8 protein-coding genes and 1 other RNA gene are annotated in these 9,963 nt (G+C 27.6%); 3 read left to right on the forward strand and 6 right to left on the reverse strand.

Translation table 11 applies throughout. The annotated features are described in order from the left end of the window. Window positions 1–1,070 (reverse strand): MATE family efflux transporter (locus Q0V15_RS09405; protein WP_297438339.1); only part of this gene is annotated, 1,070 nt, incomplete at its 3' end. A 374-nt stretch (window positions 1,071–1,444) separates the two neighbouring features. On the opposite strand from Q0V15_RS09405, the gene Q0V15_RS09410 reads away from it, so the two are divergent. Continuing rightward, a complete protein-coding gene (locus Q0V15_RS09410; RefSeq protein ID WP_297438341.1) occupies window positions 1,445–2,080 on the forward strand; it encodes an MBL fold metallo-hydrolase in 636 nt (211 codons plus the stop codon). Window positions 2,081–2,150: 70 nt separating this feature from the next. Here the strand turns inward: Q0V15_RS09410 and Q0V15_RS09415 are convergent, their stop codons facing one another. Then, entirely contained in the window at window positions 2,151–3,122 is a 972-nt protein-coding gene (locus Q0V15_RS09415) for a tRNA-dihydrouridine synthase (RefSeq protein ID WP_297438343.1), read from the reverse strand. A 208-nt stretch (window positions 3,123–3,330) separates the two neighbouring features. Beyond that, the gene (locus Q0V15_RS09420; protein WP_297438345.1) at window positions 3,331–4,284 is read right to left on the reverse strand and encodes an Abi family protein; all 954 of its coding nucleotides are present in this window, start codon (window positions 4,282–4,284) and stop codon (window positions 3,331–3,333) included. Between the two features lie 376 nt (window positions 4,285–4,660). Here Q0V15_RS09420 and Q0V15_RS09425 point away from each other — a divergent pair, with 376 nt between their 5' ends. Next, entirely contained in the window at window positions 4,661–6,415 is a 1,755-nt protein-coding gene (locus Q0V15_RS09425) for an ATP-binding cassette domain-containing protein (RefSeq protein ID WP_297438347.1), read from the forward strand. A gap of 84 nt (window positions 6,416–6,499) precedes the next feature. Here the strand turns inward: Q0V15_RS09425 and Q0V15_RS09430 are convergent, their stop codons facing one another. The 3 genes from Q0V15_RS09430 to Q0V15_RS09440 all read right to left on the reverse strand — a co-directional run bounded on the left by Q0V15_RS09430 (window position 6,500) and on the right by Q0V15_RS09440 (window position 8,979). After that, the gene (locus Q0V15_RS09430) at window positions 6,500–7,693 is read right to left on the reverse strand and encodes an NUMOD1 domain-containing DNA-binding protein (protein ID WP_297438350.1); all 1,194 of its coding nucleotides are present in this window, start codon (window positions 7,691–7,693) and stop codon (window positions 6,500–6,502) included. A 205-nt stretch (window positions 7,694–7,898) separates the two neighbouring features. Beyond that, window positions 7,899–8,251: a transfer-messenger RNA gene (ssrA, locus tag Q0V15_RS09435) on the reverse strand. A gap of 377 nt (window positions 8,252–8,628) precedes the next feature. Next, window positions 8,629–8,979 carry a helix-turn-helix domain-containing protein gene (locus Q0V15_RS09440; RefSeq protein ID WP_297438352.1) on the reverse strand — a complete coding sequence of 117 codons (351 nt, stop codon included), beginning with the start codon at window positions 8,977–8,979 and terminating at the stop codon, window positions 8,629–8,631. A gap of 182 nt (window positions 8,980–9,161) precedes the next feature. Here Q0V15_RS09440 and Q0V15_RS09445 point away from each other — a divergent pair, with 182 nt between their 5' ends. Beyond that, window positions 9,162–9,881, forward strand: coding sequence for an SDR family oxidoreductase (locus tag Q0V15_RS09445; RefSeq protein WP_297438354.1), 720 nt, complete (start codon window positions 9,162–9,164; stop codon window positions 9,879–9,881). The last annotated feature ends 82 nt before the right edge of the window (window positions 9,882–9,963 follow it).

Here is a 9,963-nt window from a genome sequence, read left to right on the forward strand (position 1 = left end):
CCATTATATCCAATCTTATAAACCTCTGTACCCTCTGGTGAAAATACTCCAACTATTCCTTTTACAAAAACCATTGAAAGCACATAACAAACTACAGAACTAATAGCTATGAATATAAAACTATATTTTATAATCTTCTTACTTTGAGCTCTATTCCCCTCTCCATAGTTATAACTTATAATAGGTGCAACTCCTGAAGCAAATCCTATAAATATAGCTGTAACAAGGAATTGTCCATATAAAACAATACTCATTGCTGCAACTCCATTAGCACCAAGTAATCTAATCATAATAATATTAAATAATATAGTTGTAATTCCTGTTGCAAGGTTATTAACCATCTCTGATGAACCATTTATACAAGTATCAAATAATACTTTAAAATCAAACTTAAACTTTACAAAATGAAGCATATCCTTAGTCTTCATAAAATAAATAGTTCCCATAATTACAGGAATAAGATTTCCAAGCCCAGTTGCAAGTGCTGCACCAGCTATTCCCATTCCACAAATTTCTATAAAAACATAGTCTAAAATAATATTAGTAACTCCACCCACAACCGTTAGGATAAGTCCAATATTAGGCTTTCCTGCTGTTATAGTTAACATTTGATATAGTAAATTCACTATATACATTGGTACAAAAATAAGTGCCATATATAAATAACTTTGGCAGTAATCATATAATTCCTCTGTTGCTCCAAGCATATAAATCATTTTTTCTGAAAATATATATCCAAGTATTGCAATAATAATTCCAATAATAAGCCCTGAAATAATTATAAAAGTAAAATTCTGCTTTGCCTCTTCTACATTCTTCTCTCCAATTTTTCTCGCAATGATGGCACTTCCTCCACTTGCAAGCATAACTCCAATTCCAATAACAACATTTATAAATGGATATACTATATTAAAAGCTGATAGTGCATCTGTATTTATAAATCTTGATACAAAAACCCCATCAACAATACTATACATAGCTATAAAAATTATCATAAGTATAGATGGCACTGTAAATTTTATAAGCGACGTAAAATTAAACTCTTTTGATATTGAATTTGTTTCCATCATGTTTTCCCCCTTTTGAATATAATATTAAAAATACTATTTCTTATTTCCACCTTTGTTTTACTTTAAATTTTTATCCTAAGTAAATCATCTTATTTGTACTCTTAACTAAAAGTATCATAATCTATATAGTTACTATACAGTCAACTTGTTAATAATAAATTTATTTTTAATTAATAAATACTTTATTTCTAAAAAATCAAAACAACATTCAATATTCTATTCTAAAAATAACTTATAAGCTATAATTCTTTGTAACTTTTCACTTTGTTGTCACAATAGGTTGATAAAACTTCCTTTTATTATTATAATTTGATTACTATTATTATTTACTACTTATAAATTTTTAATTACTTTCAATAAAGGAGAATTTTAAAATGATAAAAGTTGAAGTAAACGGAGAAATATATAAGGATGCTTATATAGATATGAATGTCTATATAATAGATTATATGGGACAATGTTATATTGTTGACCCAGGATATGAAAAAGAAAAACTTAGAAAAGTTGTAGAAGAAAATAACTTAGAGGTTAAGGGAATCATATTAACACATTCTCACCTTGACCATATAAGTGCTACAGATTCATTTAATGTTCCTATCTATATTTATGAAAAGGAATATGATTTATTTGTAGATAACTACACAAACCTATACAACGAGCGTGGTATTGTAAGACACTACAATCTTGATGGTAGAGAAATTGTAAGACTTCAAGATGGAGATACACTTCCACTTGGAGATAAAAAAATATCATTTATTCCAACAGCTGGTCATACAGGTGGTGGAGTATGCTATAAATTTGAAAATGACTTATACTCAGGAGATACTTTATTTAAAGGTGCAGTTGGTAGATCAGACTTAAAAACTGGTGATATCAATGCTTTAAAAGAAAGTGTTGTAAGACTTATAAATAGCCAAGATGAAAATCTTAATGTACACCCTGCACATGGCGATAGTACAACAATAGGTATTGAGAAAAGATATAATCCTTATTATAACGCTTGGAAATAAAATTAAAGCTCAAAGTTAGATGTTCTAACTTTTGAGCTTTGTTTTTACTAATATTAATCTTTTATAAAAGTTATATTCTCTCTTCAAACAGTCTAGCACCTTTGACTAACTTCTGCTCTGCAAAAAGACTTGCTACTGCTTCTTTATATTCTTTTAAAGTTTGTGATTTTCTTATTTTTATAAAGTGTTTTTTATGGTCTGAGAACTGCCAAATCATATAAGACCATATTTCTTTCATTTTAAATAAAACTATTCTCTCATCATTTCTCATATCTATCATATAATTTTCTAAAATATCATCTAGGAAATTTATTAATAATTCTTTTGTAAGATTTATTTCTCCTTTAATCTCTGAAAGTAATGCAGGATTTGATATTACTCCCCTTGCAAGCATTATTGTATCGACATCTGGGAACTCTTTTATAAATCTTTCATAATCTGCTGCATTGAAAATATCTCCATTATAACAAAGCTTATTAGTGCTTAAAGCCATTGCATCTCTATAAACCTTTAAATTAGGCTTATTCTTATAAAAATCTTTTTGTGTTCTAGCATGAATTATTAATTCTTCTAAAGGATATTTATTAAATATCTTTATAAGCTCATAAAACTCTTCTGGCTCATCTTTACCAAGTCTAGTTTTTATAGAAATCTTCATATCTTTAACCTGTGTAAAAATTTCTTCTAAAAACTTATCAAGCTCATCTCTAAAAGCAAGGAATCCTGACCCTTTTCCTTTTGATACAACTGTTCCTGATGGGCAACCAAGATTTAAATTAATTTCATCATAACCTAAATTTTTAAGTTGCATAGCTGTATCAATAAACTGCTCTGCACTTTTTGTAAGTATCTGTGGTACAACATACATTCCCTCATTATGTTCTGGCATTATATCCTTTAATTCCTTAGTTTTAAACTTCTTATGTTGATTAGGAACTATGAATGGTGTAAAGTACTTATCTACATTATGAAAAGTTTTTTCATACGCATTTCTATATATAAATCCTGTAATTCCCTCTAGTGGTGCTAAGTAAAATTTCATCTATGTATCTCCTTTTAATTATCTTAATATAACTTTTCTTGTATCTTCTTCACTTTTTATGAACTAAATATAAAAAAAGAGCAAAACATCTAGTCTTACTCTCCCCACAAATGGAATATTTTGATTAAGGCACTACCCTAGCCTTCCAATGGTATTATATATATTATTCCTTCAAATAAAATCTTGCTACAAAGATTAAAGTAATTTGCTATAAATATTTTATATCATCAAAAAGTTCTTCCCACTTTTTTGGTAATATATTAAATTCATAAATATTTAATTTTGCCTTCTTTATTATTCTTATTAAATCTTTTTTTAATATCTCACTGTCTTTTTTATTTAAAATTTTCTTTAATGCATATATTCTTGAAAATAAATCTGTTTCACTACTTAATATCTTATTATCATCATCTAAATCTAATAATATGATTGAAGAAGTCTTCCCAACCAATTTATTATGGTGAGCACAAATATTTCTTAAATTTCTTATACCATCAATCCAAGTTTCCACACATTTTACAGTTGACTTACTATATCTTTTTTTAGAATATCCATATATTAAAACTTCCTTCTTTAAATCTCCTCTTAAATATGAATATATATTTGTTATAGTTCCAAACTCATAATATGAAAAAGCTGCCCAACAAGGAATTTTCTTTCTACTTCTTTCTCCATTTCCTCTATATTCTTTTAACTCTGGAAATTTATTTTTATCTCTTCGTAAATTTTCTTCTTGTTCTTTCAACTTTCTAAAAAATGTTCTTTCAAACCATCTTCTATTAGATTCTTTTCTTAATTTATCTTTTTCTCCTTTAGTTGGAGTATAATATTCTTCTTTTATATAAAAAACCGAATCATTAACTTTCATAGAAATTGCATTTGATAAATTGCTTTTAAATTGTATCTCTGCCTTTTCACAACTTTTAAACATTACATTCCGTAACTCTGAATCAAATTCATATAAAGCAAATAATAAATCTTGATCTGGTTTACTTCCGATAATATTACTAAATGATATTAAATATTTTGCATATCTGCTTAGTCTAAAATATCCTGTATACTCTAAAATATTTTTAATTTTAGTTTTTCTTGAAAATACAATGTATTTTTTCATTAACTCTATTTGTTTTTCAATATCAATTGGATTATCTATTTTATCCATATTTTCCCTCTCTTTAGGCAAAAAAAAAGATGGTATACCATCCTTAATCCCGCAAATGGAATATTTGGACTAAGGCATTACCCACGCCTTCCAACGGTTCTTAATGATTATATCATTTATTTATTTGTTTTTCAATATTTTCATTTTAATTTCTACATTTAATATTATACTATTCTTTTTTTCATTATAATTACTTTTAATATTAACTACATTTATACTACTTATTTCAAACAATTGAATTTAGTTGCAAAAAATGTTATGCTATCTCTAATAAACTTAGCAAAAATTTTTACTATATAAAAATTTTAATTGTTAAGAAAACAGCTTAAAGTGCCTAGTTTATAGGCTCTTTTTTAGTTATAAAGAGAGGTATATTATGTTAAAAATCGAAAACTTATCCTATTCATTCCCTGAAAAGGATCTATATAATAAAATTTCATTTACATTAGAAGAGGGACAACACGCTGCTTTCATAGGAACAAATGGTAGTGGAAAAAGTACTCTAATAGATATGATTTTAAATGATAATGAAAATAATGATAAATATTTATTTGATGGGAAACTAGAAGTTGCTCCAAATTGTAAAGTTGGTTATGTAAGTCAATTCTCACATGTAGACAAAGACAGAGATATTACTGTTTTTGAATATATTGGAGAAGAATTCATTAAACTACAAAATGAGATAACATCAATTTGTACTGAAATGGAATCTGGTGAAAATATAGAAGTTTTACTTGAAAAATATCAAGAAACTTTAGATTTATTCTCTGCAATCGGTGGAGATAATTTTGAAGATACTATTAACAGAAACTTAAATCTTGCAAACTTAATGAGTTATAAAGATTTACTTGTATCAGGACTTAGTGGTGGAGAATTTAAGCTTGTTCAAGTAATTAGAGGACTTCTTAATAGCCCTGATTTAATAATCATGGATGAGCCTGATGTTTTCTTAGACTTTGAGAACCTTAACTCACTTAAAGCTCTAATTAACTCACACAAAGGAACAATGCTAGTTATCACTCATAACAGATACATATTAAACAACTGTTTTGATAAGATTATTCACCTTGAAAATATGGAGCTTCAAGAGTTTGATGGGAATTATATAGATTATAACTTCTCACTGCTTCAAACTAAAATTGAACTTCAAGAACTTGCAGCTGCTGATACTGCTGAGATTGAAAGAAATGATATCTTAATAGACAGACTTAGAGAGATTGCTTGTGAAAATGCAGAGCAATTTAGAGGTAAAACTCTAAGAGCTAGAGTTAAAGTTCAAGAAAGATTAGTTAACCGTAGAATTAAAGCTCCTTTTGTAGATATTAAAGAACCAAATGTTACTTTAATTACAGATAATGAAATTGAAGAAGAAATTGCTTTAAAAGTTAATAATTATACTGTTTCATTTGATGAACTACTTTTAGAAAAAGTTAAATTTGAAATTAAACCTACTGAAAAAGTAGCAATAGTTGGGGCAAATGGTACAGGTAAAACAACATTACTTCAAGAGATATTTAATAATGCTCATGAAGCTATTGAATTAACTGAAGGTGTTACAATGTCTTACCTATCACAACTTCACACAAAAACATTAACTGATTCTAACACAGTACTTGCTGAATTCTTTGAAGCTGGTTTTGAAACTTATGAAGAGATTCAAGAACATCTTGTAGAATACGGATTTAATGATGAAATGCTAGAGCAAGAAATACACTCTTTATCTGGTGGAGAGAAAAATATGCTTCAACTAGCTAAAATGTCAGTAAGTAACGCAAATATGCTGCTTCTTGATGAGCCAACAAGTCATTTAGATACTTATTCACAAATGGCACTAGAAAAAGCTATAAAAAGCTATAATGGTGCTGTAATAATGATTTCACATGACTTCTATTCAATAGTAAACTGTATGGATTCTATCCTAATAGTTGAAGATAAAACAATCAGAAGAATGAATATCAAGAAATTCAAAAAAATGATTTACGATAATCATTTTGATAAAAATTACTTAGAATTTGAAAAAAATAAAAAAGCAGTTGAAATGCAAATACAATTAGCACTTAAAAATGGTGATTTTGAATCTGCAAAACTATTCTCTGCTGACCTTGAAGAAGTAATTAAAGATAGAATATAATAAATCTAAATAATAGAAAAGCTCAAAAGTTAGATATACTCTAACCTTTGAGCTTTTCTTTATACTTAAATTCTACTATACATCTTATAAGCTATCATACCTCCAAATATAACCCGAACAACTTTTAACCTTATTAGTTGCACATCTTTGTATAGATTGCGGTGTAATATTTAGCGATAATGCTGCATCCTTTATACTACTCCACTTTTTCACAATGTTATTTTCTAAGTCATACTGATAAATATATTTATTTGAAGAACCATACCTTTTAGTACAGTATTCCCATTTAAATTTAAAATATGTTTTTATCTCACCATTACAAGCTCTTCTAATCGACCTTGCATTTATATTATAATACTTAGCTATATCATTATAATCATCCCATACCTTAATTTTCTCTCCATTTAAATTATATTGTATAACCCTGTTATCTACTTTATTTTTGTTTTCTATGTATTTTGACATATCATACATTTTTTTATGAGTTTCTTTTAAATTTATATATTTAAATTTATCTACTTTTACTTCTTTATAAACCGTAATAACTTTTTCTAGTTCCATTGGTTTAACTTCTAATTCTTCATAATTGTTATTTGCTTTCACTAAGACCCTAGAATTTTTCTTCTTAGCTTCAATATCACAGATAAACTTATCCCATTTTTCTTTTTTTCTTGTTAAATATATTGTTGCATTCTCATAAAGCTTATCTACATACTTTCTATATTTTCTCCCTGTAAAGCTCATTTGAAAACAAGTGCTACAATGCTTATGACCTAAAATTTTCTTATCACTTTCAAAAAAACTCTTTATACCTTCTAGCATATCATATGTACCAACAAACTTAACCTCACAAATTAACAAATATATTTGTCTTTTCTTTTTTAAATATGTTGAAATGCATCCATCACCATCCATATATCCTCTTAGAAAATGATGTAACAATTCTTTTGGAACTATATCTTCTGTTGGAAATTTTAATATATTTGATTTTCTAGGTACACATCCTAATTTAATCAAATCACTTCCAATTTTATTATTACATACATCTAGTCTTGCATAACCTCTTGATGTAACTTTTACTCTTCTATTTGAATCTAAATCTCTTATAAATTGGTCTAATATATATTTATCTTGTATATGAAGTTCTATATGCATATAATTTTTAGTTTCACTATGATCTCTAATACAGCCATCTGCATATAAAAATCCTAACCAGTATGCATTTCTTTCATTATCAATCTTTTCAAAAAAATCATTATTTTGAGTATATCGCTTCAAAAAAATCACCTACAATACTTATTCTTATATTTATTATTTGTATTTATAAGAAATATATTCCTTTTTATTTCTAATAAAAACATTTTGATAATTTAAAAACTTTTGGATATACTATAAGTGAGATATAGTATTCAATTTGTTTGTAATTTCATATGCCCCTAAAACGACAAAAAACACATTGATATAATATCAATGTGTTTAGTAATGGTGGAGATGACGGGTTTCGAACCCGTGTCCGGAAGTAGATTAGTAAGGCTTTCTACGAGTGTAGTTATCTGCTTTACGTTTTCCTCAGGAGGCTTCCAGTAACTGAATCAACCCTATGGTAGCTTCATAAATTCCGTCCATAGCTCAAAGCTTTGCTAAGTGCGGTTCCCTACTTAATGACACCTGCAACCCCAATCGTAGGAATCGGGACAGATGAGCGGCTAAATTAAGCTGCTAACGCGAAATTATCTTCAGCGTTTATAATTTTGCATACTCGATTAAAGAGTTTACATGCTTCACTCTACTCGCTTACCAAACCTCTCTTACCCCCGTCGAAGCCAAAACATCCCCACGTTGGTAAATAGAATTGTTTAATAAATCTATCTACTATATTAAATTGTATGACCTTATTATACAAAAAAATTTGATTTAAGTCAAGTTCCAGCTTTTATACTGTGTTTGTTAGTAAGAAGATTCTGAACTACTTAAATCAAATGAAAACTTTTGTATTTATTACAAATACATATTATATACCTATTTATTAAAATTGGGAAGTTAAATTTTGTATTTTAATAATATATTTCTTTATCTTCTTACTTCGTAATATTTTTCATTTTTTATTTCTTGAACAACTCTTTAAATATTACTTTATTTATATCTTTCCTAAATCTCTAAAAGATATACTACTCAATATTAACTAACCGTATTTTTTATAAATATATTTCACTTTAGCAGTCTGTACATTGTGGATTTATAAGTTCATAATCATCACCCATGTTTTTATATCCCCAATCACACATAGCTTCTAATATATCATATAAGCTAGTCCCTTTTGTTGTTATGCTATATTCAACCTGTGGTGGGATTGTATTATATATCTTTCTACTTATAAGCCCTTCTTCTTCAAGTTGTCTTAGCTGTGCTGTTAATGTCTTATGTGATATCTTAGCAATATACTTCTTAAGTTCTGTAAATCTCTTTGTCCCCTTATTTATTAAATAATATAGAATAAGTGGCTTCCACTTTCCATTTATAACACTAAGTGTAACTTCTATCTCACATGTAACTTTTTTCTTCATAATAATTCTCCTAAATCTTCAAGAGTTACCTAGTGGTTACTAAGTAACATATATGTGCGTTCTTATAATTATTTTATTACTGCTTTATAATAATCATTATAGTACAAGTTTTATTATATAATTACTTGTTTGAAATTAATAGCGTAAAAATTTAATTTAAATATAAGGAAATGGTGATACATATGAAAAATTTAGTAGTTGTTACAGGTGCAAGTTCAGGAATAGGAACAGAAATTGCAAGAAGCTTTTCTAAAAAAGGACATCCTGTTTTACTTTTATCAAGAAGACTTAACAAAATGGAGGAATTAAATCTTCCAAATTCACTTTGTAAATCAGTTGATGTTACAGATTTAGAAGCTATGAAATTAGCTATAAAAGAAGCTGAAGAGAAATATGGTAAAGTTGACTGTCTTGTTAACTGTGCTGGAATAATGCTTCTTGGTGATCCAACTCTTCAAAACTATACAGAGTGGTCAGATATGGTTGATACTAATATTAAAGGAGTTCTTACAGGAACAAATATTGTTTTAGCTGATATGAAAGCTAGAAATGGTGGAACTATTGTTAACATTAGTTCAATCGCTGGAAGAAAAACTTTTGATAACCATGCAGTTTACTGTGGAACTAAATTCGCAGTTCATGCTATAAGTGAGAATATCAGAAAAGAAGTTGCAAGTAGTAATGTTAGAGTTATTACAATAGCACCAGGTGTTGTTGAAACTCCTCTACTTTCACACACAAGTGATGAAGCTATCAAAGCTGGTTATAATGAGTGGAAGAAAACTATTGAAGCAGGACTTGATCCAAAGCAAATTGCAAACTGTGTAGATTTTGCTTATGGACAACCTCAAGATGTTTGTATTAGAGAAATTGTAATTGCTAAAACAAAGCAAGAAGATTAATAGCTAACAATATAATATAATTCCATATAAAAAGTTGTATTAAAGTTCTAATTAGAATTTTAATGCAACTTTTCTTTTTATA

This window comes from uncultured Clostridium sp., assembly GCF_947036855.1.
In the GTDB taxonomy this organism is placed as follows: domain Bacteria; phylum Bacillota; class Clostridia; order Clostridiales; family Clostridiaceae; genus Sarcina.

What these genes read in the sequence shown, in the direction of transcription:
- Q0V15_RS09410 (WP_297438341.1), top strand. Translation starts at nt 1,445, where the DNA reads ATGATAAAAGTTGAAGTAAACGGAGAAATATATAAGGATGCTTATATA.
- Q0V15_RS09415 (WP_297438343.1), bottom strand. Translation starts at nt 3,122, where the DNA reads ATGAAATTTTACTTAGCACCACTAGAGGGAATTACAGGATTTATATAT.
- Q0V15_RS09420 (WP_297438345.1), bottom strand. Translation starts at nt 4,284, where the DNA reads ATGGATAAAATAGATAATCCAATTGATATTGAAAAACAAATAGAGTTA.
- Q0V15_RS09425 (WP_297438347.1), top strand. Translation starts at nt 4,661, where the DNA reads ATGTTAAAAATCGAAAACTTATCCTATTCATTCCCTGAAAAGGATCTA.
- Q0V15_RS09440 (WP_297438352.1), bottom strand. Translation starts at nt 8,979, where the DNA reads ATGAAGAAAAAAGTTACATGTGAGATAGAAGTTACACTTAGTGTTATA.
- Q0V15_RS09445 (WP_297438354.1), top strand. Translation starts at nt 9,162, where the DNA reads ATGAAAAATTTAGTAGTTGTTACAGGTGCAAGTTCAGGAATAGGAACA.